At 71.7% G+C, this 24,711-nt stretch carries 24 protein-coding genes; 12 read left to right on the top strand and 12 right to left on the bottom strand.

Going from position 1 to position 24,711, the window contains the following annotated elements; all coding sequences use genetic code 11:
* Nucleotides 1-86: 86 nt before the first annotated feature.
* Both BXA11_RS11760 and BXA11_RS11755 read left to right on the top strand, forming a co-directional pair.
* A complete protein-coding gene (locus tag BXA11_RS11760; protein WP_076434515.1) occupies nucleotides 87-719 on the top strand; it encodes a maleylpyruvate isomerase family mycothiol-dependent enzyme in 633 nt (210 codons plus the stop codon).
* A gap of 156 nt (nucleotides 720-875) precedes the next feature.
* Nucleotides 876-2,174 carry an endo-1,4-beta-xylanase gene (locus BXA11_RS11755; RefSeq protein ID WP_076434514.1) on the top strand — a complete coding sequence of 433 codons (1,299 nt, stop codon included), beginning with the start codon at nucleotides 876-878 and terminating at the stop codon, nucleotides 2,172-2,174.
* Between the two features lie 30 nt (nucleotides 2,175-2,204).
* On the opposite strand, the gene BXA11_RS11750 is transcribed toward BXA11_RS11755, so the two are convergent.
* Nucleotides 2,205-2,666: a MarR family winged helix-turn-helix transcriptional regulator gene (locus BXA11_RS11750; RefSeq protein ID WP_076434513.1), complete on the bottom strand. Its 462-nt coding sequence runs from the start codon at nucleotides 2,664-2,666 to the stop codon at nucleotides 2,205-2,207.
* 79 nt (nucleotides 2,667-2,745) lie between these two features.
* Here BXA11_RS11750 and BXA11_RS11745 point away from each other — a divergent pair, with 79 nt between their 5' ends.
* The 3 genes from BXA11_RS11745 to BXA11_RS11735 all read left to right on the top strand — a co-directional run bounded on the left by BXA11_RS11745 (nucleotide 2,746) and on the right by BXA11_RS11735 (nucleotide 5,820).
* A complete protein-coding gene (locus BXA11_RS11745) occupies nucleotides 2,746-3,564 on the top strand; it encodes an alpha/beta fold hydrolase (protein WP_239104923.1) in 819 nt (272 codons plus the stop codon).
* A 227-nt stretch (nucleotides 3,565-3,791) separates the two neighbouring features.
* Nucleotides 3,792-4,829, top strand: coding sequence for an NAD-dependent epimerase/dehydratase family protein (locus tag BXA11_RS11740; RefSeq protein ID WP_076434512.1), 1,038 nt, complete (start codon nucleotides 3,792-3,794; stop codon nucleotides 4,827-4,829).
* A gap of 16 nt (nucleotides 4,830-4,845) precedes the next feature.
* The gene (locus BXA11_RS11735; protein ID WP_076434511.1) at nucleotides 4,846-5,820 is read left to right on the top strand and encodes an aldo/keto reductase; all 975 of its coding nucleotides are present in this window, start codon (nucleotides 4,846-4,848) and stop codon (nucleotides 5,818-5,820) included.
* Nucleotides 5,821-5,980: 160 nt separating this feature from the next.
* Here the strand turns inward: BXA11_RS11735 and BXA11_RS11730 are convergent, their stop codons facing one another.
* A complete protein-coding gene (locus tag BXA11_RS11730; protein WP_239104924.1) occupies nucleotides 5,981-6,628 on the bottom strand; it encodes a response regulator in 648 nt (215 codons plus the stop codon).
* On the bottom strand, nucleotides 6,603-7,781 hold the full coding sequence (locus BXA11_RS11725) for a sensor histidine kinase (RefSeq protein ID WP_076434509.1): 1,179 nt from the start codon (nucleotides 7,779-7,781) through the stop codon (nucleotides 6,603-6,605). The genes BXA11_RS11730 and BXA11_RS11725 overlap by 26 nt, the downstream gene beginning before the upstream one ends.
* Before the next feature lie 163 nt (nucleotides 7,782-7,944).
* On the opposite strand from BXA11_RS11725, the gene BXA11_RS11720 reads away from it, so the two are divergent.
* On the top strand, nucleotides 7,945-8,700 hold the full coding sequence (locus tag BXA11_RS11720) for an ABC transporter ATP-binding protein (protein WP_076434508.1): 756 nt from the start codon (nucleotides 7,945-7,947) through the stop codon (nucleotides 8,698-8,700).
* Nucleotides 8,697-9,545 (top strand): hypothetical protein, encoded by an 849-nt coding sequence (locus BXA11_RS11715; RefSeq protein ID WP_083744157.1) that lies wholly within the window; start codon nucleotides 8,697-8,699, stop codon nucleotides 9,543-9,545. The genes BXA11_RS11720 and BXA11_RS11715 overlap by 4 nt, the downstream gene beginning before the upstream one ends.
* Before the next feature lie 23 nt (nucleotides 9,546-9,568).
* Here BXA11_RS11715 and BXA11_RS11710 read toward each other — a convergent pair whose 3' ends face one another.
* From BXA11_RS11710 to BXA11_RS11690, 5 genes are all read right to left on the bottom strand, one after another.
* A complete protein-coding gene (locus tag BXA11_RS11710) occupies nucleotides 9,569-10,663 on the bottom strand; it encodes a winged helix DNA-binding domain-containing protein (RefSeq protein WP_239104925.1) in 1,095 nt (364 codons plus the stop codon).
* Between the two features lie 114 nt (nucleotides 10,664-10,777).
* Nucleotides 10,778-10,948 carry a hypothetical protein gene (locus BXA11_RS11705; RefSeq protein WP_142560045.1) on the bottom strand — a complete coding sequence of 57 codons (171 nt, stop codon included), beginning with the start codon at nucleotides 10,946-10,948 and terminating at the stop codon, nucleotides 10,778-10,780.
* A gap of 135 nt (nucleotides 10,949-11,083) precedes the next feature.
* Entirely contained in the window at nucleotides 11,084-11,695 is a 612-nt protein-coding gene (locus BXA11_RS11700) for an FMN-binding negative transcriptional regulator (protein WP_076434506.1), read from the bottom strand.
* A gap of 327 nt (nucleotides 11,696-12,022) precedes the next feature.
* The gene (locus BXA11_RS11695) at nucleotides 12,023-12,661 is read right to left on the bottom strand and encodes a response regulator (protein WP_030505623.1); all 639 of its coding nucleotides are present in this window, start codon (nucleotides 12,659-12,661) and stop codon (nucleotides 12,023-12,025) included.
* Complete coding sequence (locus BXA11_RS11690) at nucleotides 12,658-14,688, bottom strand: GAF domain-containing sensor histidine kinase (RefSeq protein ID WP_076434504.1); 2,031 nt, start codon at nucleotides 14,686-14,688, stop codon at nucleotides 12,658-12,660. Before BXA11_RS11690 ends, BXA11_RS11695 begins: the two co-directional genes overlap by 4 nt.
* Nucleotides 14,689-14,832: 144 nt before the next feature.
* Here BXA11_RS11690 and BXA11_RS11685 point away from each other — a divergent pair, with 144 nt between their 5' ends.
* Nucleotides 14,833-15,264: a hypothetical protein gene (locus BXA11_RS11685; RefSeq protein ID WP_076434503.1), complete on the top strand. Its 432-nt coding sequence runs from the start codon at nucleotides 14,833-14,835 to the stop codon at nucleotides 15,262-15,264.
* A 10-nt stretch (nucleotides 15,265-15,274) separates the two neighbouring features.
* On the opposite strand, the gene BXA11_RS11680 is transcribed toward BXA11_RS11685, so the two are convergent.
* Nucleotides 15,275-16,003 carry an SAM-dependent methyltransferase gene (locus BXA11_RS11680; RefSeq protein WP_076434502.1) on the bottom strand — a complete coding sequence of 243 codons (729 nt, stop codon included), beginning with the start codon at nucleotides 16,001-16,003 and terminating at the stop codon, nucleotides 15,275-15,277.
* A 139-nt stretch (nucleotides 16,004-16,142) separates the two neighbouring features.
* Nucleotides 16,143-17,366, bottom strand: a complete 1,224-nt coding sequence (locus tag BXA11_RS11675; protein WP_239104926.1) for a hypothetical protein — start codon at nucleotides 17,364-17,366, stop codon at nucleotides 16,143-16,145.
* Between the two features lie 625 nt (nucleotides 17,367-17,991).
* Between BXA11_RS11675 and BXA11_RS11670 the strand changes: the two genes are divergently transcribed.
* Both BXA11_RS11670 and pntB read left to right on the top strand, forming a co-directional pair.
* The gene (locus BXA11_RS11670; RefSeq protein ID WP_076434501.1) at nucleotides 17,992-19,563 is read left to right on the top strand and encodes a Re/Si-specific NAD(P)(+) transhydrogenase subunit alpha; all 1,572 of its coding nucleotides are present in this window, start codon (nucleotides 17,992-17,994) and stop codon (nucleotides 19,561-19,563) included.
* 2 nt (nucleotides 19,564-19,565) lie between these two features.
* On the top strand, nucleotides 19,566-20,972 hold the full coding sequence (gene pntB / locus BXA11_RS11665) for a Re/Si-specific NAD(P)(+) transhydrogenase subunit beta (RefSeq protein ID WP_076434500.1): 1,407 nt from the start codon (nucleotides 19,566-19,568) through the stop codon (nucleotides 20,970-20,972).
* 62 nt (nucleotides 20,973-21,034) lie between these two features.
* Here the strand turns inward: pntB and BXA11_RS11660 are convergent, their stop codons facing one another.
* Nucleotides 21,035-21,472, bottom strand: a complete 438-nt coding sequence (locus BXA11_RS11660) for an ester cyclase (RefSeq protein ID WP_076434499.1) — start codon at nucleotides 21,470-21,472, stop codon at nucleotides 21,035-21,037.
* A 210-nt stretch (nucleotides 21,473-21,682) separates the two neighbouring features.
* Between BXA11_RS11660 and BXA11_RS11655 the strand changes: the two genes are divergently transcribed.
* A complete protein-coding gene (locus BXA11_RS11655; RefSeq protein WP_083744156.1) occupies nucleotides 21,683-22,246 on the top strand; it encodes a winged helix-turn-helix domain-containing protein in 564 nt (187 codons plus the stop codon).
* Nucleotides 22,243-23,526, top strand: a complete 1,284-nt coding sequence (locus BXA11_RS11650) for an MFS transporter (protein WP_076434498.1) — start codon at nucleotides 22,243-22,245, stop codon at nucleotides 23,524-23,526. The genes BXA11_RS11655 and BXA11_RS11650 overlap by 4 nt, the downstream gene beginning before the upstream one ends.
* A 175-nt stretch (nucleotides 23,527-23,701) precedes the next feature.
* On the opposite strand, the gene BXA11_RS11645 is transcribed toward BXA11_RS11650, so the two are convergent.
* Nucleotides 23,702-24,706, bottom strand: coding sequence for a MerR family transcriptional regulator (locus BXA11_RS11645; RefSeq protein WP_076434497.1), 1,005 nt, complete (start codon nucleotides 24,704-24,706; stop codon nucleotides 23,702-23,704).
* Nucleotides 24,707-24,711: the final 5 nt, after the last annotated feature.

Genomic DNA, 24,711 nt, shown 5'->3' with positions numbered 1-24,711 from the left:
GTGTGCGTGCGAAGGGTGTCCATCCGGCGCGGGCCCGTTCGTCGGTGGGGCGTACGGACGGACACGACCGGAAGGGCGACGAACGAATGGACACCGACATCCGGCAGCAGATCGCGGCGGAACGCCGCGAACTGGCCGACCTGCTGAGCGAACTGCCGCCGCGGTCGTGGGACGCGCCCTCGCTGTGCGCGGGGTGGCGGGTGCGGGAGGTGGTGGCCCACATGACGATGCCCTACCGGCACTCCGGGCCGAGCGTGCTGGCCGGTCTCGTCAGGGCCCGGGGGAACTTCGACCGGCTGGCCGACCGCCTCGCCCGCGGCGACGCGGCGGCGCTCGGCCCGCGAGAGCTGACCGCGTGCCTGCGGGACAACGCCGAGCATCCCTGGCGGCCTCCGGGCGGCGGCTACGCGGGCGCGCTCTCGCACGACGTCATCCACGGCATGGACATCACCGTGGCGCTCGGGATCGACCGGCGGGTGCCCGGCGACCGTCTGCGCGTCCTGCTCGGCAACGCGCTGTCCCCGCGGAGCCGCAGGTATTTCGGCGTCGACCTGGACGGCGTCGAACTGCGCGCCGACGACGTCGACTGGTCGCTCGGAACGGGCACCCCGTTGTCCGGCGCGGCGCAGGACCTGGTGCTGGTCCTGTGCGGCCGCCGGCTGCCCGAGAGACGGCTGCGCGGCGAGCCCGCTGACCGCTTCACCCATTTCATCCGCTGAACGCGCCACTTCCGCCGTTGATCGCGCCGAAGGAGATGTCTGTGCACTTTCGTGCATCACGAGCGTTAATGTGCTCGAGATCACAGACCTCTCCGGCCGGGGCGAAGAGGCTCCCGGAGGGGACTTCACCGCCTTGAGATCCCTGGAGGCCGCTCGATGTCGTCCCACCTCGCTTCCGACTCCGGTGCCGTCGCCCCCGACCCGCTGATCAGGAAGCACCGCACCGCCGCCGCGACGCTCACCGTGACCGCGAACGGCACGCCCCTCGCCGGTCAGGAGGTCGTCGTCGCGCAGCGCCGGCACAAGTTCCTGTTCGGCTGCATCGGGTTCGACTTCATCCCCCTGGCCAACGGCGAGACCACGACGGACGCCGATGGGCGACGGTCGCTCGGCGAGGCCCCTGCGGCCGGGTCCCAGCAGGTCGCCGACCTGTGGTTCGACCTGTTCAACTTCGCCACGCTGCCCTTCTACTGGGGGCAGTTCGAGCCGGTCCGGGGCCGGCCGCACACCGAGCGGCTCCTCACCACGGCGCGGTGGTTCGCCGACCGGGGCGTCCCGGTCAAGGGGCACCCGCTCGCCTGGCACACCGAGACCGCCGACTGGCTGATGGACCTGTCGAACGCCGAGATCGCCAAGGCCCAGGTGGAGCGGATCCGGCGCGACATGACCGACTTCGCCGGCGTCATCGACATGTGGGACGTCATCAACGAAGTCGTGATCATGCCGATCTTCGACAAGTACGACAACGGCATCACCCGGATCTGCCGGGAGATGGGCCGGATCCCGATGGTCCGGATGGTCTTCGACGCGGCCCGCGAGGCCAATCCCCACGCCACGCTGCTGCTCAACGACTTCGACATGTCCGCGGCGTACGAGTGCCTGATCGAGGGCGTGCTGGAGGCGGGCATCAAGATCGACGTACTCGGCCTGCAGAGCCACATGCACCAGGGCTACTGGGGCGAGGAGAAGACGCTCGCCACGATCGACCGCTTCGCGCGGTACGGCCTGCCCATCCACTTCACCGAGACGACGATCGTCTCCGGCCACATCATGCCGGAGGAGATCGTCGACCTGAACGACTACCAGATCCCCGAGTGGCCGACCACGCCCGAAGGCGAGGCCCGCCAGGCCGACGAGGTCGTGCGTCACTACAAGACCCTGCTGTCCCACCCGGCCGTGGAGGCCATGACGTACTGGGGCCTTTCGGACGGTGGCTGGCTCGGCGCGCCGGGCGGTTTCGTCCGCGCCGACGGCACCCCCAAGCCGTCGTACGACGCCCTGCACTCGCTCGTCAAGGGCGAGTGGTGGCTGCCCCCGACGACGATGGTCACCGACGCGGACGGCCGCGTGCGGTTCGACGGCTTCCTCGGCGAGTACGAGGTCACAGCCGGCGGCCGGTCCGTCACCTTCACTCTCGACGAGCCCGGAAACGCCGAGGTGCCGGTGTCCCTCTGAACCCGGAGCCGATCCGGGCGGCCCCCGGGCTCAGGGACGGCGGGCGGCCGACCCCGGCGCGAGACGGCGGGCGAGGAACTCGAGCGCCGCGACGACCTCGGCGACCTGCGCCGGGTCGTCGGTGCCCAGAGCCGCCGCGAGGGGCTCCTCGATCCCGGCCGCCCGCACCGCCTCCACGCGCGCCGGCCGCCCGGGCGCCTGCCTGATCAGGACCCTGCGGCGGTCGGCCGGATCGGGGGCCGTCACGACCGCCCCGGCCTCCTTGAGCCGGGCGACGGCCCCCGACACCGCGCTCTGCGGCAGCCCCGTGCGAGCCGCGATCTCCCCGACGGAGGTCTCCGGATGAGCGCGCAGGTCGGCGACGACCACCAGCACGGTCCGGACGCCCGCGGCCTGCGTCGCACCCGACGGCGCGATGTCCGCGACCGGCATGGCCTCTTCGCCGATCTTCATGAGGGTCCTGCCGAGCAGGAAGAGGTCGACTCCGTTCATCACTCCACAATACATCAGATTTGATGTATCAGGTTTGATGGAATATCGTCCGGATCACCCGATCCGAGAGGACGACCTCATGAACGGCATGCTCCGCACCAACGGCGCCGCCATCTACTACGAGATGCACGGCGCCGGGCCCGTGCTCCTCATCTCACAGAGCGGCGAGGGCGACGCGGACCGCGCCACCGACCTGGTCCGCCACCTCGCCGGGGACCACACCGTCGTCACCTACGACCGGCGCGGCCTGTCGCGCAGCAGCCTCGACGACCCCGGCCGCGGCGCGACCATGGCCGACCACGTGGACGATGTCCACCGCCTGCTCTCCGCCGTGACCGACCGACCGGCGCACATGCTCGGATGCAGTTTCGGCGCGGCCATCGGATTGCACCTCGCCGTCGAGCATCCCGGACAGCTCGGCACCCTGATCGCACACGAGCCGGTGACCCCGGGGCTCCTGCGCGCCTCCGAACGCGCCCGTCACGTGCGGGAGCTGGAGGACCTGCAGCGCCTTTATCGTGAGCGCGGGCTCGCCGACGCGTTCGTCAAGATAGCGGAGACGCTGGGGATCGACCCCGTCGCCCAGGACACCGAGCCCGGGCTGACCCCGCATCCGCTGGACGACCGGCGGCGGGCCGGCTTCGACTTCTTCATCCGCAACGACTTCACCGCGATCGCCCACGACACGCTGGACGCCGCCGCGCTTGGGGACACCCCGGTCCGCGTCATCCCGGCCTTCGGCCGCACCACGCCCCGGCATGTCTTCGACTACCGGTGCGCGCGGGAGCTCGCCACGCTCCTCGGGGTCGAGGCGCGGGAATTCCCGGGCGGGCACAACGGCAACACCACCCACCCCCGCGCGTACGCCGCGCGCATCCGCGAGCTCCTGGCCGGCTGAACGACGCGACACGATCTCTTTCCAGATGACGGCGGGACGGCGTCACCGACGGCGGGCAGGCCCCGAGGTGTGGGGTGGCAGGCGCTCTTGACGTGGGATGACGTCGCGTCCTAAGTTGCTGCCGAACCCGACAATTTTCACAAATTTCCCGAAAGTTTTGGGCTGGCCGGCACCCGCACGACCGGGTGCGGCACGGCCCGTCAACCGCCACACGATTCGGAGTCCGCGTGAAGGTCCTCTACATCGGCGGCACCGGGACGATCAGCTCGGCCTGTGTGGCCGAGTCGGTGCGCCGGGGCCTTGACGTCCACGTGCTCAACCGGGGCACCACCGCCCGGCGCCGTCCCCTGCCCGAGGGCGTCACGTCGCTCACCGCCGACGTGCGGGACCGCGACGCGCTGCGCCGCGCCCTGGCCGGGACGACGTACGACTGCGTCGTCGACTTCCTCGGCTTCACCGCCGAGGACACCGCGGCGGCCGTGGACCTGCTGGACGGCCACACCGCCCAGTACATCTACATCAGCAGCGCGTCCATCTACCACAAGCCGGTGCGGCGGGCGCCGTTCACGGAGTCGACCACACGCCGCAACCCCTACCTCACGTACGCCCGGGACAAGATCGCGGCCGAGGACGTCCTGCGCCGCGCCTACGACGAGCGCGACTTCCCCGTCACGATCGTCCGCCCCTCGCACACCTACGACGACGCGCACCCGCCGCTGCCCGGCGACTGGACGGCGTGGGACCGGGTCGCACGCGGCGACGAGATCGTGGTGCCCGGCGACGGCACCAACCTGTGGACCCTCACGCACGCGGACGACTTCGCCGTCGGCCTCGTCGGTCTGATCGGCGCCTGGCAGGCGGTCGGCGAGGACTTCCACATCACCTCCGACGAGGCGCTGACCTGGAACGAGATCTACGAGGTCATCGGGCGGACGACCGCGACGCCGGCCCGGCTCCTCCACCTGCCCGCGGAGTTCCTGCCGGTCATCGCGCCGGACTGGTTCTGGTCCGACCTGATCGTCGGCGACCTCCAGCACACCGCGTTGTTCGACACCACGAAGATCAGGCGGTTCGTCCCGTCGTTCCGGCCGGTCGTGACCTGGGCGGAAGGGGCCAGGCGGCTGCACGCCTGGCGGTCCGCCCATCCGGAGGAGACCAGGCCCGACGCCGCGACCGACGCGGTGCTGGCCCGGCTGGCGGAAGGACACCGGCTCGCCTCGGCGGCCGTGGCCCGGCTGGCGCCCGGTCAGGGCGACGGCTCCTGACGGAAGGACACCCCTGATGCCCCTCGACGACCTGCCGGTCCCCGGCCCTTCGGTGCGCCGGCCGTTCGGACGCACCGGCCTGGCGGTGACGCCGATCTGCGTCGGCACCAGTCCCCTGGCGAGCATGCCGGGACTGTACGGCTACGAGGTCGGCGAGCAGCGCGCGCGGGCCACCGTGGAAGCCGTGTTCGACGGGCCGTTCAACTTCCTCGACACCTCGAACAACTACGGCGGCGGCAGCGCGGAACGACGCATCGGCGCCGTGGTCCGGCAGCGCGGCGGCGTCCCCGCCGGGTTCGTCCTGGCCACCAAGGTCGACGCGGACCCCGACACCGGCGACTTCTCCGGCGAGCGCGTGCGCCGGTCGGCCGAGGAGAGCCTGGAGCGGCTCGGCGTCGATCGCGTGCCGCTGCTGTACCTGCACGACCCCGAATTCCACATCACGTTCGAGGAGGCCATGGGCCCCGGCGGGGCGGTGCAGGCACTGGTGGCGCTGCGGGACGCCGGCGTCGCCGGCCACATCGGCATCGCGGGCGGCCCGATCGGCCTGTTGCGCGACTACGTCGCGACCGGCGCGTTCGACGCCGTGATCAGCCACAATCGCTGGACGCTGGTCAACCGCGAGGCCGATCCGCTGCTCGACGAGGCCCGCGATCGCGGCGTCGCCTTCGTCAACGGCGCGCCGTACGGGGGCGGGATGCTGGTCAAGGGACCCGACGCCCAGCCCCGCTACGCCTACCGGGACACCGGCGAGGCCGTCAGGGACGCGGTCCGCGCCATGCGACGGGCCTGCGACGAGCACGGCGTGCCACTCGCCGCCGCCGCGCTGCAGTTCTCGCTGCGCGACCCCCGGGTGACGTCCACCATCGTCGGCGTCTCGGAGCCCGAGCGGATCGAGGAGACTGTGCGCCTCGCCACCCTCCCGATCCCGGCGGGTCTGTGGGACGAACTCGACCGGCGCCTGCCCTCCCCTGCCGCCTGGCTGGACTGATCGCCGGCCCGGCTTCCCGGTCGCCGTCCCCGTGACGGGCCGCGCACCCTGCCGCCACCCCGACGCCACCCCGACGCCGAATGCCGTCGCGGACCGGCGCAGCCGGACGGCGGACGCGGGCGCGGGCAGTCACAGCCGAACCGGCGGTCGAGGGGTGCGCTCACAGGAGACCGGCGTCGCGCACCTTCATCGCCACCTGGACGCGGTTGTCCGTGCCGAGCTTGGCGAAGATCCTGGTGATGTTCGCCTTCACGGTGGCGACGCTCATGTAGAGACGTTCGGCGATCTCGGCGTTCGACCTGCCGTGCGCCACCTCGACCGCGACCTCGAGTTCGCGCTCGGTGAGCCGGCCCAGCTCCTCCCTCGCCTGTGGGAGTGCCGGTCCCGGCCCGCCGGTCGCCGCGGCGATCACCTGCCGGGCCACGCTCGGAGACAGCACCGGCTCCCCCGTCGCCACAGCGCGGACCGCCTCGATCATCCGGGGCGGCGGGGTGTCCTTCAGCAGGAAGCCGTCGGCGCCGAGCCGCAGGGCCCGCAGCACCATGTCGTCGGCGTCGAACGTGGTGAGCACGAGGATCCGCGGCGGGCCGGGCTGGGCCCGCAGCAGCTCGGTGGTCGTCAGCCCGTCCTGGTTGGGCATCCGGATGTCCAGCAGCACCACGTCGGGACGCAGGTCGCGGATCACGTCCATCGCGCGCAGCCCGTCTTCGGCCTCCCCGACGATGTCGAAGTCGGGTTCGCCGCCGAGGATCAGACGCAGCCCGGTCCGCACCATCGCGTCGTCATCCACTATCACCAGCCGGGTCACGATCCGCAGCCTCCCATGGCAATCGGACATCAAGGATGAAGCGCCCGTCCTGGATCGTATGGCTGAAGGTGCCGCCGGCCATCCTCGTCCGCTCCGCCAGGCCCACCAGGCCGAGCCTGCCGCCGGGGCCGGGGGCCGAGCCGGGGCGCGTGGGGTTCGTCACCCGGATCCGCAGGCCCTCCCCCGCCCGGCCGCCGAGTTCGGCGGTGACCCTCGCGCCCGGCGCGTGCTTGCGCGCGTTGGTCAGCGCCTCCTGCACGATCCGGTAGGCGTGCCGGCCCGTGTGCGCGGGCAGCGACTCCCGGCCGTCGATGCTGTCGTCCACCTCGACTCGCTGGCCGGCGGCGCGGACCTCGCCGAACAACGCCTCCAGATGGCTCAGGCCGGGCTGCGGCGCCTCCACGGCGCCGTCGTCGCGGAGCGTGCGCAGCACCGTGCGCAGCTCGTTGAGCGACTGGTGCGCGTTCTCCTGGATGGCCAGCGCGGCCTCGCGCGTCTGCTCCGGGCCGAGGTCGGTCCGGTAGGCCAGGCCGCCGGCCAGCATCGCCAGCAGGGAGATCCGGTGCGCGAGCACGTCGTGCATCTCCTGGGCGATCTTGACGCGTTCCGCCAGCCGCGCCTGGTCGATGCGCTGCCGCTGCTCACGCTCGGCGGCCCGCGCCCGCTCGCGCAGCGACAGCTCCAGATCGCGGCGTCCGCGCAGGTAGAGGCCGAACACGGTCAGCCCGCCGAGAATCGTCAGCCCCGTCACCGAGGAGACGACCGTGGCCTGGTCGATGCCGCCCAGAGATCCGCCGACCAGCAGGGACACCACGTACGCGGCCGCGATCGGGATCGTCCGGCTCCACCGGCGATGGGTCACCAGGGACACGTACGCGACGTACGCGGGGCCGGTCGCCGTGGACGAGACCGTGGTCAGCAGGGCGGTCGCCAGAGCGATCTGCCACGGCCACCGGCGCCGCCACCCCATCAGGACCAGCCCGGTCAGGCCGAGCGTCGTGTCGATCAGCACCTGCGGAAGACGGTCGCCGTCCCGGAAGACGAGCCAGGCCAGCACGATGCCGTTGAAGAGCATCGGCACCACGGCACACAGGTAACGCAGCGCGACACCCCACCTGTCCAGGGGTGGCTGGTAGTCCGGTCGGCCGTGCACAGCCCCACAGCTTATGGACCGCACCGGACAGGTTTTAGCGACCTGGGTCGACCTGTGGACAGCCGCGGGTATCGCCGAGACGCGAAAGGCCGCGCCCCGCGTCGAGACGCACCGGACCCCGGTCCGATGCGGCGGCGCCCGCCCGCGCGGTGCACTGAGTGGCATGATCGAGTTCAGACACGTCAGCAAGATCTACGGGAAGGTGCGGGCGCTCGACGACGTCACCTTCGCCGTCGGGCCCGGGAGCGTCACCGGCTTCCTCGGGCCCAACGGCGCCGGGAAGTCGACGGCCCTGCGCGTACTGGTGGGGCTCTCTCGGCCCTCCTCCGGTTCCGCGACCGTGCTCGGCCTGCCGTACGCCGAGATGGCCTGCCCGGGCCTGCGGGCCGGCACCCTGCTCGACGCGGGGGCCCGGCACCCGGGCCGCACCGGCAGGGAGGTCCTGACCCTCGGCGCGATGACCCTCGGACTGCCGAGGACGCGGGTCGGCGAGGTGCTCGACCTGGTGGGCCTGACCGAACGGGAGAGCCGGCGGAGGATCGGCGGCTACTCACTCGGGATGCGGCAGCGGCTCGGCATCGCCCACGCCCTGCTGGGCGATCCCGAGGTGCTCATCCTGGACGAACCCGCCAACGGCCTCGACCCTCAGGGCATCCACTGGATGCGCCTGCTGCTGCGCCACCTCGCGGACTCCGGATGCGCCGTGCTGCTCAGCTCGCACCTGCTGCACGAGGTGGAACAGGTGGCGGACCGCATCGTGATGATCGGCCGTGGACGGGTGCTCGCCCAGGGCACGGTCGAGGAGCTGAGCCGGGGCCGCGGCCTCGAACAGACCTTCCTCGAACTGACCGCGCACACCGACCGGAGCCCGGGCACCGGCACGTTCCCGGGCGTCGACGCGGGCCGGGGCGCCGCATGACCCGCGCCGGCCACCACCCCCACGACATCACGCGGGCCACGCCGAGCCCCGTCACGGAAGACGACACGTTGGACGCCACAGTGAACGGCACAGTGAACGGCACAGCGAACGCCGACCGGCCGATCCCGTTCCGCAGGCTGCTTGCGGTCGAAGCCCGCAAGCTCGTCGACACCCGCAGCGGAATGATCATCACTTTGGTCATGGTCGGGCTGGTGGTCGCGTCGGTCGTCGCGCGCGGCGCAGTCGTCAGGCCGAAGCCGCAGACCCTGGCGGGCACCGCCGGGATCGCCCTCGGCACCCTGCTCCCGGTGCTCGCCATCCTCACCATGACCGGCGAGTGGACGCACCGCACGGCGCTGACCACCTTCGTGCTCGAACCGCGCCGCCATCGCGTCCTCGCCGCCAAGAGCGTGCCGCCCCTGGTCGCGGCGGTGGCGCTCTCACTGTTCGCCATGCTGGTCGCGGTGCCGGTCACGGCCGTCGTGGCCGAGGTCGGCGGCATTCCCGCCGATTGGGACGTCCAGCCGATCTGGCTGCTCGGCTGGACCGGAGTGAACGTGCTCGTGGCCGCGCAGGGCCTCGCCCTCGGCGCGCTGCTCCTCAACGCACCCGCCGCGATCGTGATCAGCCTGACGACGCCGGTCCTGTGGGCCGTCGTCGGCAGGCTCGGCCCGGTCGGCGCCGCCCTCGCCGAGTGGCTCGACCTCAACACCACGTGTGCTCCGCTGACCAGTGGCGACATGACCTGGGGTGAGGGAGCCCGGCTCGCCACGTCGGCCGTCTTCTGGATCGTCATCCCCATGGCCGCGGGCCTGGTCCGCCTGCTCCGCAAGGAGGTGACCTGACCGGCCGCGACCCCGGCCGCGGGCTACAGCCCGTCGAGGAGCGTGGTGACGCGGTCGGTCTCCGCGGCCAGGAGGTGCTCCGGCACCGGTTCGAAGAGCTCGACGACGGGACGCCCCTCCTTGGCCTCCCACACCCCCGCCACCCGGCCCCGGTAGACCACCACGGGCGAGATCCACCCCGCCGCCCGGCTCACCTTGGGCCGCGCGGACGCCGGCAGGAGCGGTTCCAGGTCGCGCGGCGCACCCAGGATGAACTGGTCGAAGCCGGGCAGCAGGTGCACGTCCTCCGACGGCGGGCAGGCCAGCAGGTCGTCGAGAAGCTCCGCCGGCAGCACGGCGGGCATGCCGTCCACCTCGACCTGCGCGAGCTCATCCTCCAGCTCCCCGAACCACCCGCGCAGCACGGCCTTCGGTGTGACGCCGCGCAGCAGCCAGGCGTCGAACATCCGGGGGGTGGCCGGGCCGTGGGCGCCGAGGAACGCGCGGAGCACCCGCGCTCCCCCTTCCTCCGGCGAGAGCACCTCCCCTCGGCCGCCCGGAAGCCAGTCGGCCGGGGTGGTGAAGGTGACCCTTCGGTCGCGCGGCGGGCCGTAACACAGCTCGCCCAGGAAGCTGAGCGGCTTGAGCAGCGCGCCCCAGCCGGACGTGAGGGCCTCGCGCAGATGAGCGTCCCCGGTCACCTCGATGACCGCCTCGACCAGTTCCTCGCGGGTCAGCACCCGGCCGGACAACGCGCGCGGAACGGCGTCCACGACGGCCTCGATCTCCGCGGCGGACACTCCGTGACCGCGCTGCCAGGAGGCCTTCTCCCAGAACCGGAGCGCCCCGAGGGCCGCTCGGTAGGCGGGGAACTCGTCGACGGGCAGGAGATGGAGCGTGCTGCGCATCGTCCAGGTCTTGACCAGCGTGCGGTCACGCCACAGGGCGTCCTCGATCTCTCCCGGACGCGGGCTCGCGTGCCGTACGGCCACGGCCAGCGCCGCCGACGAGGCGACCTGCGCCTGCACCCCGCACAGCCGCCGGGCGATCGTCACCGCGTCGCCGCCGCCCGCGGGCTCGACGAACTGCCGTCTCAGCCTCCAGGCGAGCACCTGCGCCCAGGTCGTCTCAGCAGCCACGCCACACTTCTACACCTCCGGTACGACAAGTCGCGCACCCCGGCGCGGTCGTGCGAGTTCTTAGCACGCGCACGGCCGGATCGGGCGTATGCCCACCACAACGCAGGCGACGGATCAGCGCTTGAGGGCTCGGTACCGTTTGAGCAGTGCCGTGATCTTCTCGTGGTTCGCGCCGCCGTTCAGTTCGTTCAGCAGATCGTCGGGGCACAGCTCGTAGAGGTCTCCCCACCATCGGCGGGCTTTGTTGTCCCAGATCCGATAGCCGCCCGGCACCCCTCTTGCCACATACCGTCTCCTACTCACCGCGCGACCTACACCGAGTATCGGCTCCGCGGGCGGTGGGGAATGCCGGCCATGGCGGCACGGGATACGCCGATCCGCAACGGGCCTGTGGCGGCACCGCGCCGGCCTCCTGCGGGGTCAGCGGAGCCGTCGCAGGAGCTGCTCGCGGGCGGCGCGGTCGCCGGGGCCGCCCCGCTCCGCGAGGCGTTCCGCGACGTATCGGCGGTGGTCCTCGTCCACGTTCCCGCCGTACTTGAACTTGCCGTTGATTTTCTGGACGATCAGCCGGAGGCCGCGGATGCCCGGCAGGCGCCGGTGATGCTCGGCGGGGTCGGCGAGATCGTGGTCCAGGCGGGCGAGCTGGGCACGCAGGATGCCGAGCTTCCCATCGGGGTCGTCGACGATCTCCGCGTGACAGACCAGCTGGACGGCCGCGTAGTAGGTCGTGGGGACGCCGAGCCGGGGATCCTCGCCGGCGCCGGGCAGCGCCTTCCACGCCCCCTCGACGTACGCCCAGTCGCCGGCCACGGCCATGACCACGGCGGGGTTCTCCTCGATCGCCGCCCAGACGGGGTTCGGCCGGGCGAGGTGCAGCAGGATCGTGGACGCGTCGGTGAGGAGGAACTGCGTCGGCACGACCACCGGCACGTCGCGGTCACGTCCGGACGCGATGAGGTGGCCGAACTCGTTCGCGCGGACGAAGGCCAGCGCCTCCTCGTCCGTGCCGGCGTCCCAGGGGTGGATCAGCACCTCTTCACTGTACGCACCCGCCGCGACGGCATGCCGCGCCGGTTTCCGGTGCTCTTCGCGCTGAAGTCCCGCGACATTCCGCAGCCGATTCGGCGGTATTTCAGAAGCCCCGCCAGAAACTCCGAATTTCCGTGTGCACCGAGGAGAGTGCGTGAGCCGACTGCACGCCTTGAGAAGCCGTTTCGTCGACGCCCCCGGCAGTTCGCGGCGAGGACACGGCTCCGGCGGTGGCGCTGGTTCGCCGCAAGCTTTCCGGAACTCTCCAGCATGCTGGTGAAATCCGTCATCGCGGTCAAGAGGAAGTGAGGAGGTGACAGGCGCCGGCCGCTACCGCCCGCCGAGGCCGGCGTCCCTGGCGCGTGCCACCGCCGCGGCACGATCGGAGACGCCGAGCTTGGCGAAGATGTTCGACACGTGGTTGCGTACGGTCTTCTCGCTCAGATACAGGCGCCGCGCGATGGCGTGGTTGGTGAGACCGGCGGCGACGAGGTCGAGCACCTCCAGTTCGCGTTCCGTCAGCTCGGGCACCGGCCGGGGCCGCACGGCCGACGCGGTGAGAGCGGCCAGCACCCTGCTTCCGGTTGCCGCGCCGAACACGACCTGCCCCGAGGCCACCGCCTCCAGCGAGCGCACGATGTCGGCGGGTGTCGCCTCTTTGAGCAGGTAGCCGCGGGCGCCGGCCCGTACGGCGGCGAGGATCGACGCGTCGTCGGACAGCATGGTCAGGGCCAGCACAGCCACGCCGGGATGCCGGGCCGTGATGCGGGACGTCGCCTCGATCCCACTCATGCCCGGCAGATGCAGATCCATCAGGACGACGTCGGGAACGACCTGGTCCACCAGCTCGACGGCCGCCTCGCCGGTGCCCGCCACACCCGCGACCTCCACCTCGGGCAGATCGCGGAAGAGCGCGACCAGCCCTTCGGCGAACACCGGGTGGTCCTCCACCACCATGACGCGGATCACCGGACCGCCAGCGGGAGCCGTACGACCAGGTGCGTGCCCGCCCCTGCCTGGTCGAGCAGTTCGAAGGTGCCGTCGAGCTCCTCGGACCGGCGCCGCATGGAGGCGAGGCCGAACCCGTTGCGGGCGGGAGCCCCCACCCCGACGCCGTCGTCGTCGACCCGCAACTCCAGAACGCCGGGCGCGCCGCTCGCCCGCAGGCTGACCGTGCACCGGGACGCCATGGCGTGCCGTACGGCGTTCGTCATGGCCTCGGCCGCGATCCGGTAGGCGGCCAGCTCGACCGGCGGCGGAAGGGCGGGCAGGTCGGGCGGGGCCTCCACCTCGACCGCGAGGTCGCCCGCGAAGCCCCTGCCGAGCTCGGCCAGCGCGCCGGTGAGCCCCAGGGTGTCCAGGGGCGGCGGGCGCAGGTCGTTGACGATCGCACGGACGTTCTCGACCGTGCCGCGAATGCGGCCCGACAGCTCGTCCATAACCCGTTTGGCGCCGTCGGGGTCGATGTCCACCAGGCGCCGGCCGCGGTCCACCTGCAGAGCGAGGGCCGCCAGCGTGGGGCCGAGCCCGTCGTGGAGTTCGTAGAGCAGCCGGTCACGCTCCTCCTGCCGGGCCGCAAGCAACCGCCCATGCGAACGCTCGAGATCGGCCCCGAGGCGGTGCGCCCGCACGGCCACCGCGACGTGCGGCGCGAGCTGCGCCAGCAGCGCACGGTCCTTGGGGCGCAGCCGCTCCCCCAGCACCAGCGTGCCGGCCCGCTCGCCCTGGTAGAGGAGCGGGACACTCTCAGTCGAGTCGGCGCCGGCGCCGCCGGGGCGGCCCCAGGAGGCCACGACCCCACCCGGCTCCTCGACGGCCACGTAGTGGATGCGCAGGACCCGCCCGACCTCCGCGGCCATCCGCTCCAGGAGGTCGCCGGGCGCACCCGCGTCCGAGAGCCGCACACCGAGGCGGCGCAGCGCACGCGCCGGGTCGTCGCGATCGCCGTACACGAGGCGGTTCGCGGCGGCGGACACCCGCAGGTAGAGAGGGTGCACCGCGAGCGCCACGATCAGCGCGGACGCGCCGGAGCCGATCGCGTTTCCGAGCGTGGCCGCGACCAGGGCGTACGCGGCCAGCAGGGCGACGCTGACGGCGCCGAACGCGAGCGCACGCGACAGCAGGAGATCGAGATCCCAGAGGCGGTGCGCGACGACGGCCACCGACACCGCCACCGGCAGGGGCACGGCGGCGAGCGCCACGATGACCGGCCCCCACGGCACGAACAGGGCGACGCCGAGCAGGCCCACCGTCAGCAGCGCGGCGGCCAGCACCCATTGGAGCCGCCGTCGCACCTCCTCGTCCGCCGACCGGTAGCGGGCGACGAGTGAGCCGACCGCGGCGAGCACCGCGCCGACCGTGCACACCGTGCCCGCGGTCCTGAGGGCGTCAGGAACCCCGGTGAGTCCGGCCAGCACGCCGGCGTACCCCCTGGGAAAGAGCCCGGGGACCTGCTCGTAGGTCACCGGGCGGAGCATCCAGTCGAGCGTGTGCACCCCGATGCCGGCGTACGCCGCGGCGAGCGCGGGCCACCAACGGCGCGAGGGGAGCCTGCCGTCCGGGAAGATCAGCAAGAAGATCGTCGGGACCAGAAGGTAGGCGGGGATCCACACCGAGTTGGACACCCACATCGCCCAGTCGTCCCCCGGCAGGCCGGCGCCACCGCCGGCCGCGCCGTCGTCGATGCCGCCGGTGCCGTCGTTGACGCCGTCGTTGATGCCGAGCAGGCCGTACGCGCCGAGGGCGAGCCCGAGCCCCTGAGCCGTTCCTACGGCCACCATCACCCAACCCACCCGGCTGCCCGGCCGCTGCGCCACCACGAACAGGCCGGGTACGCCGAACGACAGCGCCGCGACCGCGCGGAAGGCGTCGAACCGTTCGACGATCCCCGTCACGCCCAGCTGCCGCAGCCGGGGCTCGACGACCAGCGTCCCGAGCACCAGGACGAGCAGCGCGCCCGCCGCCACGGCGGCACGCCTGGCCGATCTGTCCGTCATGAGGGGGATATTGCCATCCGCGTGTCCCGTCGTCACGGGACGAGATGTCCCGTCGTGCGCGGGACCGGCGGCTCATGCCGGCCGGACGTCCCCCGCCGGACTCTCGAACCCGCAACCATTCACTGCGTTCTTCGAGGAGAAGACATGTCCGCACCCACCGCCACACCCGCCACCGTGCCCGCCGCCCGCCCGCTCGCGTCCGCGCTCGTCGCCGGCGTGGGCCTGCTGATCGCCATGGACGTCGCCGGCGCGATCATCTCCCTGTCCGCCGGCCTCAGCCCGACCCTGCTCGACGCCCTCGGGCCGCAGGCGCGCCTGTCGGCGCCGATTCCCATGATGATCGCGCAGGTCCTGCTGGTCGTCGGCGCGACCCGGCGTCGCCGCGGCGTCGCCGTCCCGGCCTCGGCCCTCCTGATCGTCGCCGGAGTGCTCGCCTTCATGTCTGGCTTCTACGACGGCGGCTACGTCGCCGACCTCACGGCCGGTCAGCGGGTCTTCCAGATCGCCCTCGTCACGGCCCACCTCGGAGTCGGCGTCCTCGCGGGGTTCCGCCTGGTACGGCTGCTGCGCCGCTGACCGCCGGGGGTCACATCCGGCGGAGGAGCAGGGTGACGAAACCGAGGGCGCCCCGGTAGCCGCCGAGCCACATGTCGCGATGCTCCTTCATCACGGCGAGGGCCTGCTCACCGTCGGGGCCCGGGTTGTCCGCGGCCCAGCGCGCCAGCGTGCCGGTCCACGACCACTCGTACTCGTCCCACTCCGCCAGGTCGCTCACGTGGGCGTAGACGGTCAGCCACCCCTTGGACTCGGCGGCCTCCACCGTGCCCGCGAGATCCGGATATTCGCCGACGGCCTCGACGACCTCGGGAGCGGGAGGGCGTTCCCAGTAGCCCTCCCCCACGAGCGCGAGACCGCCGGGCCGTACGAACCGGGTGAGCGCCTCCATCGTATCCGCGAGCCCGCCGAAGGCGTGCGTGGACCCCACGCACAGCGCCAGGTCGTACGGCTGGGCGGGCGTGAAGGCGTCGGCAGGCGTCGTGTGCAGCGTCAGCCGGTCGGCCAGCCCCCGTCCGACGGCCGCCTCGTTCGCGGACGCCACGGCGTGCGGCGAGATGTCCACGCCGTCGGCGCCGGCGGACGGGACGAGTTCGAGCGCCCGGAGCGACCACTCGCCCGCGCCGCATCCCAGATCGAGGATGCGCGCACCCTCCGGCAGCGCGGCCCGGCGTAGCAGCCGGTCGAGGTTGGCGGCCGAGACGGGCGCGGCGATGGGGTGATCACGATGGGCGATGGCGCTGAGCAGTTGTCGATCCACCCCGCGATCCTGTCAAGCCGGATGAAACATCCGCATCTGCATTTGTCTTCGCCCGCCCGCACGTCACCGAACCCGTACGCCTCCCCGGAGTGGCCATGGCGGCGGCACCACCGTGTCGAGCTGTCGTCAGGGCGGCGGTTCAGCCGGTCCAGGAGCTGTTGAGGAAGGACATCAGCATCGGCACCATGAGCGGCCCGATCACCGTGGCGTAGACGATGATGACCGAACGGCGACGGGCGCCCGCCCTGCCGACGAGCACCCACAGTGGCCACCACAGCAGCGCCGACCTGGGGATCGACATGTAGAACGTGGAGGTGACCAGCGCGCCCAGTTGCAGCCCGACGTAGACGAACTCGGCCCAGCGGCGGGTGACGAGCAGCCAGACGAGCAGCAGCACCCCGACGATCGCCGCCGCGATCTCGAGCCGGAACATCGGCCCGAACCCTTCGTCACCGCCGGTCGAGTCCCAGGTCGTGCGGAACGCCTCCCAGGGCCAGACCAGTGTCCGTCCCCATCCGGTCTGCTGCGCGTTGTTCCAGGCCAGCCAGTCACCCGTACGGGAGTACTGATAGGCGGCGTACGCGAAGAGCGGCGCGAACGGCAGCACCAGCCAGACTCCCCGCCGCCAGCCCGCCCAGCCGTCCCTCCGGATGCGGCTCACCACGAACTCGACTATCAGCGCGACGGCCAGGAACAGGCCGGTGATCCGTACGCAGGACGCCCCGGCGGCCAGGGCACAGGCCAGCGGCCAGGCACGGCGGCGGGCCGCCAGCCAGGCGGGCAGCGCGAAGGCGAGGAACAGCGCCTCGGAGTAACCGGCGAACAGGAAGACGGCGGGCGGGCACAGCAGCAGCGCCACGACGGCCCAGCGGCCCGCGCCGACGGGCCCTTCGACGTCGGCGAGCCGGGCCAGCGCCACCACGGCCACCGCGCCGGCCACGAACGAGATGATCAGGCCGGCCAGGATCCAGTCGCCGACCACCAGATGCACCAGGCGCATCGCCAGCGGCATGCCGGGGAAGATGGCCGGCAGCCCGGGATCGGGCTCCAGCTTCGGATCGCCGTCGTATCCGAACTCCGCGATCTTCCGGAACAGGCCGACGTCCCAGTGTTTCCACCGCTCCAGCAGCGGGGCGTGGTTCTGACCGGAGACGATCAGGGCTCCGTAGACCGCCACGAGGAGCATGCCCGCCCTGGTGCCCACCCACAGCAGCAGGGCGTCCCGGACGGTGGCGCTGCGCCGCAGCGGTTCGGCGGCGGTCTCGCCACCGGGGAGAGCCTTGTGCCCGGCGGCCTCCGCGTCCGGCCCGGTTCGCTCCCCGCGTTCGGGGTCGTGCTCAGCTTCCTCGACGAAAGCCGTCACGTGCCGTCTCCTCTCGCACCTGCCGGTCCTCGCCGCGCGGGGTCCTGTCGCTTCGGAGCACGTGTCCTTACGGCTCGAAGCGGGGTCCATCCCGGACCTGCTACTCCCCCTGGGCCCCACACGGCGAGCGGCGGCCGCGCCCATGATCGCCAATGATGCCAACCGCCCGAGGCCTCGCGCCAGGGCGGCTCCGGGGGCCGCCCGCGCGAGCCGCGGTGACCTCGGGTTTCCGCCCTGACGAGCCGGGGCGACCGGCGCTTCTGATGAAAGTTGCAGCGCGGAGGACCGAACTCCCCTGAACGGCACCCACCGAACAGCGCACGCCGAACAGCACCCGCCGAACAATGCTCACTGAAGAGCGCCACTGAACAGCGTCACTGAACTGGGAGAATCGAGAACTCATGCCGTGTGGACAGCCGCCGGCAGGTACACCTTGATCCGTACGCCGGAAAGTCGGGACAATTTTCCCGATATTCACGTCAAATCGCATGCATCCCTTTCACCGCCGCCCGTACGGCGGCGCGTGGCATGCCGCCGTTCCATACCACCGCGACCCACGAGTGAGCGGAGGACGGCGGCGACCGCAGGGTCGGCCAACCCGACCCGTCCGACAGAAAGGACCGTGATGAGTCACTCAGCGCAACGCCTGGGCGTGGTCGCCGAATCGACGCCGGGCGAGACGCGCGTGGCGGCCACCCCGGCGACCGTCCCGCAGCTGGTCTCGCTCGGCTACGAGGTGATCGTCGAATCGGGCGCGGGCAGACGGTCGGGCTTCACCGACGACGCGTACGCCACAGCCGGGGCGCGGATCGCCGGCCGCGAGGAGACCTGGGACGCCGACGTCGTGCTCAAGGTGAACGCGCCGTCGGCGGACGAGATCGCGGCGCTGCACGACGGATCCACGCTCGTCTCCCTGATCGGCCCGGCGGCCGACGCCGACCTGGTCGACGCGCTCGCGCGACGGCCGATCACCGTGCTCGCGATGGACGCCGTGCCGCGCGTCTCCCGTGCGCAGTCGCTCGACGTGCTGAGCTCGATGGCGAACATCGCCGGTTATCGCGCCGTCATCGAGGCGGCGCACGCGTTCGGGCGGTTCTTCACCGGCCAGGTGACCGCGGCGGGGAAGGTCCCCCCGGCCAAGGTCCTGGTGGCGGGCGCGGGCGTGGCGGGGCTGGCGGCCGTCGCCACGGCGACCAGCCTGGGCGCGGTCGTGCGGGCGACCGACCCCCGTCCCGAGGTCGCCGAGCAGGTGCGGTCGCTGGGCGCGGAGTTCCTCGACGTCGGTGTCGCCCAGGCGGCGAGCACGGACGGGTACGCCCGGGAGACCTCCCGGGACTACGACCGCCGCGCCGCCGAGATGTACGCCGAGCAGGCCGCCGACGTGGACATCGTCGTCACCACCGCCCTGATCCCCGGGCGTCCCGCCCCCCGGCTGCTCACGGCCGGGCACGTGGCGCGCATGCGCCCGGGCAGCGTCATCGTCGACATGGCCGCCGCGCAGGGCGGGAACGTCGAGGGCACCCGGCCCGGGGAGGCGGTCGTCACCGAGAACGGCGTGACCATCATCGGCTACACCGACCTCGCGGGGCGGCTGCCGGCGCAGGCCTCGCAGCTCTACGGCACCAACGTCGTCAACCTCATGAAGCTGCTCACCCCCGGCGAGGACGGCCGGCTCGTGCTGGACTTCGACGACGTCGTGCAGCGCGCGATGACCGTCGTCCGCGACGGCGAGAAGACCTGGCCGCCGCCGCCCGTGCCGGTGAGCGCGGCGCCCACCGCCCCCGCCGGGAGCGCCGCCTCCGCCCCGGTGCGGGAAACGGCGGCGGCTCCCGCCGGGCGACCGCCCTCGCCGCCCGGACGGCGACGCCATCTGGTCACCGCCGCCGTCGCCGTCGCGCTGTTCCTCCTGACCGCCTTCTCGCCGAACGCGCTGATCGAGCACGTCACCGTCTTCGTCCTGTCGATCGTGATCGGCTACTACGTGATCGGCAACGTCCACCACGCGCTGCACACGCCGTTGATGTCGATCACCAACGCCATCTCCGGGATCATCGTGGTCGGCGCGCTGCTCCAGATCGGCCAGGGTGGCGCGGTCGTCGCCGTCCTGTCATTCGTCGCCATCCTGCTGGCGAGCATCAACATCGTCGGCGGCTTCGCCGTTACCCGGCGCATGCTCGGCATGTTCACGAGGAGCTGACCGTGACCCTCTCCACGGCCGCGCAGGCCGCCTACATCGTCGCCGCCCTCCTGTTCATCCTCAGCCTCGCCGGCCTGTCCAAGCACGAGACCGCCCGCTCCGGCGTCGTCCTGGGCATCTCCGGCATGGTCATCGCGCTGGCCGCGACGGTCGTCCTCACCGCCGACGGCAGCGGAACGCTCGCGGTGGTCCTGCTCCTGGTCGCGATGGCGATCGGCGCCGCCGTCGGGCTCTGGCGGGCCCGGATCGTCGAGATGACCGCCATGCCGGAGCTCATCGCCATCCTGCACAGCTTCGTCGGTCTCGCCGCCGTACTGGTCGGGTGGAACGGCTTCCTGGAGGTCGAGAACGGGGGCGGGGCGCAGGCGGAGGTGTCCGGCTCGCTGCTGGGCGTCCACCACGCCGAGGTGTCCATCGGCGTGTTCATCGGAGCGCTCACCTTCACCGGGTCGATCGTCGCGTTCCTCAAGCTGTCGGCCCGGATCGACTCCCGCCCGATGATGCTGCCGGGCAAGAACTCCCTGAACCTGGGCGCGCTCGCGGCGTTCGCGGTCCTGACCGTGCTCTTCGTGGTCTCCCCGAACCTCGGGCTGCTCGTCGCGCTGACCGCCGTGGCGCTGCTGCTCGGCTGGCACCTGGTCGCCTCCATCGGCGGCGGTGACATGCCCGTCGTCGTCTCGATGCTCAACAGCTACTCCGGGTGGGCGGCCGCGGCGTCCGGGTTCCTGCTCGACAACAACCTGCTGATCGTCACCGGCGCCCTCGTCGGCTCGTCCGGCGCCTACCTGTCGTACGTGATGTGCCAGGCGATGAACCGGTCGTTCATCTCCGTGATCGCCGGGGGTTTCGGCATCGAGGCGGGCCCCGGCGGCGACCACGACTACGGCGAGCACAGGGAGATCACCGCCGTCGAGACCGCCGACCTGCTCACGGAGGCCAAGTCCGTCGTCATCACCCCCGGGTACGGCATGGCGGTCGCGCAGGCGCAGTATCCGGTCGCCGAACTCACCCGCAGGCTGCGGGAGCGCGGCGTCGAGGTGCGCTTCGGCATCCACCCGGTCGCCGGCCGCCTGCCCGGTCACATGAACGTCCTGCTCGCCGAGGCCAAGGTGCCGTACGACATCGTCCTCGAGATGGACGAGATCAACGACGATTTCGCCACCACGTCGGTCGTCCTCGTCATCGGCGCCAACGACACGGTCAACCCCGGGGCCGTCGAGGACCCGGGCAGCCCCATCGCCGGGATGCCCGTCCTGCGCGTGTGGGAGGCGGAGAACGTGATCGTCTTCAAACGGTCGATGGCCACGGGCTACGCCGGGGTGCAGAACCCCCTGTTCTTCCGGGACAACAGCAGGATGCTCTTCGGCGACGCCCGGCAGCGCGTCGAGGAGATCGTCGCCGCGCTCTGACACGGGACCGCCTGCCGGCGGACGACGATCCGGGCCGGGAGGACGACGCCTCCCGGCCGAGGTCACCTGTGCTCGATCTTCGTCAGCCCGAAGCCGAGCTGGCTGTAGAGCTCCAGCTGGTCGAAGTATTCGCGGTGGGTGACGATCTTGTCGTCCCTGACGAAGGTCGAGCAGGTGGCGCGCAGGGCGATGTGACGGCCCGTTCCCTCTATCTCGCGCCCGTCCGGCAACAGGAATGGACCTTTATGGGTGCCGGTATAGGTCCACTCCGTGACGGCGGGGTTCTCACAGTCGCCGAGCTCGAACCAGGCCGTCACATGGAAATCCGGAAAGGCCGTGAAGAACTGCTGGTACATCCAGGCGATCTGCTCGTGGCCTTCCGCCACGCCTGACGGCGTCACATACACGGCGTTGGGGCTGTAGCAGGAGAGTATTCCCCGGATGTCGTGCATGTTGATCGCGTCGGTCAACCAGTGCTTGAGGTCCCAGAAAGTAGCCATAGGGCGCCCTCGATACGTCGAATCTCGGGTATTCAACCTACGCAAAGAGTGGTTTTCTCGTGGTTCCCGTAGGGCCTTGCCTTGGCAAAAGACGGCTCGCGTGCGTCCCCCACCACGTGCGAACGCGGCGTGTCCAGGTGGCCACGCGACAGGGCGCCCAGATGCACAAGAGCCATTGCACAATAACTCTTGTATGTCTAGGGTGAGCGGGTGAGCGATCGTCCGACGCGTGAAGTGCGCGACTCGAAGGTGCTGGCCGCGATGTCCCACCCGCTGCGCCGGCGGCTGCTCGACATCCTGCGGGTGGACGGGCCCTCGACGGCGTCGGTGCTCGCCGGCAGGACCGGGCAGGCCGTCGGCAACATCAGCCATCACCTGAAGGTCCTCGCCGCGAGCGAACTCGTCGAGGAGGTGCCCGAGCTCGCGCGCGACCGCCGGGAGCGCTGGTGGCGCAGGTCGCCGGACGTCCTCAGCTGGTCGGCGTCGGACTTCCCCGACGATCCCGTGGCCGCGGCGGCGGAATCCCTCGTCCTCGACCGGCAGACCGCGCTCGTACGGCAGTGGTTCGCCGAGCGCGACGGCTATCCGGAGGCGTGGCGGCGCGCGGCGTTCACCACCGACCACTGGGCGAGGCTGTCGGTCGCCGAGCTCGCCGAGTTGGAGGAGAAGATCTTCGCCCTCTTCTCCTCGCTGGCCGACCGGGAGATCCCCGACGACGGGGAAGAACGCAATCTGGTCTTCCTCACCGTCCGCGCCGTGCCGGGCCGGCCGTGACCACCACTCCGGACGTACGCGGCGGGCTGCCGGCGACTCGCGACTTCCGGCTGTTGTGGATCGGCGAGACGACGAGCACGCTCGGCAGTTCCGTCGGCGGCATCGCGCTTCCGCTGGTCGCCGTCGTGACACTGCACGCAGGCCCCCTGACGGTCGGGCTGCTGACCGCGGCCGCGTGGCTGCCGTGGCTGCTGGTCGGGCTGCCCGCGGGCGCGTGGGTGGACCGGATGCCGAAACGGCCGGTGATGCTGGTGTGCAACACCGTGTCGACGGTGGTGTTCGCGAGCGTGCCGATCGTGGCATGGCTCGGCGTGCTGACGACGACGCACCTGCTCGTGGCGGCGACGACCGCCGGCGCGGCGAAGGTGTTCTTCACCCTCGCCTACCGGGCCTACCTGCCCGTCCTGGTCGAGCGTGAGCGGCTGCTGGACGCCAACGCCAAGCTCCAGGGCAGCGAATCGGCCGCGCAGATCGCCGGCCCCGGGCTGGCGGGGCTGCTCGCGCAGTGGTTCGGCGCGGTCAGCGGCGTGCTGGCCGACGCGGCCAGCTTCGCGATCGCCGTGGTGTGCCTGCGTTCGGTGCGCACGCGCGAGACCCGCCGGGAGACCGACGCGAAACGGCGGCTGCGCGCGGAGATCGGCGACGGGCTACGGTTCGTCGCGCACGATCCGTACCTGCGCACGCTCACCGCCTTCAGCGCGATGTCCAACATCGCCTTGATGGGCTACTCGTCGATCCAGATCGTGTTTCTCACCCGGGATCTCGGCGCGGGCGCGGGACAGGTGGGCGTCGTGCTGGCGGTGGCGAGCTCGGGCGGGCTGTTCGGCGCCGCACTGTCCGGCCGGATGGCCACGCGGTTCGGAACGGCGCGGGGGTTCCTGCTGTGCGAGGCGCTCGCCGCACCGATGGCTCTGCTCGGGCCGATCGGCACCGGCGGCGCGGGTCTGGTGCTGTTCGGCGCCGCGGGCTTCGGCACCGGCCTCGGCATCGTGGCCTCGAACATCCTGACGAGCACCTTCCGCCAGCACTACTGCCCAGCCGGCATGTTCGGACGGATCACCGCGAGCACCTCGGCCCTGAACTACGGCGCGATCCCCCTCGGCGGGCTGCTCGGCGGACTGCTCGGAGACGCGATCGGCGTACGTGAGACCATGATCCTGATGGCCGTCATCCAGCTCCTCTCGGTCGCGATCCTGCTGCTCAGCCCGTTCCGCCCCCTACGCGACTTCCCCACCCCCCGCCCTGAACCGGTCCTTCATCGGTACACCGGCAAAAGATGATCAGAAGGGGAACGGCACTGGGCGCCCTGGGATCCTTGCTGGACAGGTCGCTCGTACAGATCGCGGAGGCCTCGGCAGACGCACGGACGTACGACCGGCGAACGATCAACGAGGTCGCGGACGCGTGGGACAACAACACCTTCCCTCTGTTCCACGGGTCCCCAGACAAGATCCGTCATTGCGTGCCGCGCAGCGTGAGCAGGTATGTCGCGGTGAGCGCGACGGCACGGTCGTCGTCGTTCGACAGGTCCGCCAGGGCTCGTGAGGTCGTGACCCCCGGGATGTCCGCGAGCGCCTGTGTCAGCCGCCGGCGTGCGGACGATTCGACGCCGCCCTTGGCGAGGCGGCCGACGAGCCCGGTGGCGATCTGATCCGCCAGCGCGGGATCGGCCGCCAGCGCGCTCAGCGCATCGGCCGCGTCGACGTCGTTCGCGCCCTCGACGATCATGTCGATGAGCGTCGGGACCGCGCCGGCGACTCCGCGTGCCCCCAGCGCCAGAGCCGCACACCTGCGGACCACGACGTCGGAGTTCGTGAGAGCGTCCCGCAGGAGTGCGGTCGCCGAATCGCCCGCGATCTCGGCGACGGACTGGACGGCACGTTTGCGCACCTCGGCCACGGGTGAGCCGAGGCCCTCCGCCAGTAGCGCCACCACGCCCTCGCCCGATCGCGCCAGAGCCCATCGAAGGGTTCCGGCGACGTTCGGGTCCGTCTCACTCAACGCCGCCTCGACCAGAGCTTCCACGGGCGCCGAAACCTCCTCGGCCGAGGACAGGGCCGCGTGCTGGCGCTTGCCGGCGCTCTCCGATCCCAGGGCCTGGAGGAGCGCCACGATCCGGAGAACGTCCTCCCACCCGGTGGGTTCCGCGGCACCGATCCGGCGCAGCCGCGTGAGCAGCTCCGTCTCGGCCGCGATGCGTTCCCGCGTACGGCTGATGAGGTCGTCGACGAGTTCCGAGGGCGTGAAGCCGGGATCGTCCAGCGCACGCCCGACTTCACGCAGCGACAGCCCCAACGACCGCAGGCTCTCGATATGGAAGATCCGCCGGATGTCCTCGCTGGAGTACTCCCGATAGCCGGCCTCATTGCGACCGGTCGGCCGCACCAGGCCGAGCGATTCGTAATGCCTGAGCATGCGGGCGCTGACCCCGGACCGTCTCGCCACCTCACCGATCAACACCGCCT

It is taken from the genome of Microbispora rosea, assembly GCF_900156315.1.
GTDB lineage: Bacteria > Actinomycetota > Actinomycetes > Streptosporangiales > Streptosporangiaceae > Microbispora > Microbispora rosea.
The sequence above is the reverse complement of the archived record's forward strand: the minus strand, read 5'-3'. Positions and strand labels throughout refer to the sequence as shown.

Bases quoted from the DNA above. Each gene is read 5' to 3' on its own strand.
- BXA11_RS11660 (WP_076434499.1), bottom strand. From the start codon at position 21,472: ATGGCTACTTTCTGGGACCTCAAGCACTGGTTGACCGACGCGATCAAC.
- BXA11_RS11690 (WP_076434504.1), bottom strand. From the start codon at position 14,688: ATGACGGACAGATCGGCCAGGCGTGCCGCCGTGGCGGCGGGCGCGCTG.
- BXA11_RS11685 (WP_076434503.1), top strand. From the start codon at position 14,833: ATGTCCGCACCCACCGCCACACCCGCCACCGTGCCCGCCGCCCGCCCG.
- BXA11_RS11750 (WP_076434513.1), bottom strand. From the start codon at position 2,666: ATGAACGGAGTCGACCTCTTCCTGCTCGGCAGGACCCTCATGAAGATC.
- BXA11_RS11760 (WP_076434515.1), top strand. From the start codon at position 87: ATGGACACCGACATCCGGCAGCAGATCGCGGCGGAACGCCGCGAACTG.
- BXA11_RS11670 (WP_076434501.1), top strand. From the start codon at position 17,992: ATGAGTCACTCAGCGCAACGCCTGGGCGTGGTCGCCGAATCGACGCCG.
- BXA11_RS11715 (WP_083744157.1), top strand. From the start codon at position 8,697: ATGACCCGCGCCGGCCACCACCCCCACGACATCACGCGGGCCACGCCG.
- BXA11_RS11745 (WP_239104923.1), top strand. From the start codon at position 2,746: ATGAACGGCATGCTCCGCACCAACGGCGCCGCCATCTACTACGAGATG.
- BXA11_RS11755 (WP_076434514.1), top strand. From the start codon at position 876: ATGTCGTCCCACCTCGCTTCCGACTCCGGTGCCGTCGCCCCCGACCCG.
- BXA11_RS11720 (WP_076434508.1), top strand. From the start codon at position 7,945: ATGATCGAGTTCAGACACGTCAGCAAGATCTACGGGAAGGTGCGGGCG.
- BXA11_RS11735 (WP_076434511.1), top strand. From the start codon at position 4,846: ATGCCCCTCGACGACCTGCCGGTCCCCGGCCCTTCGGTGCGCCGGCCG.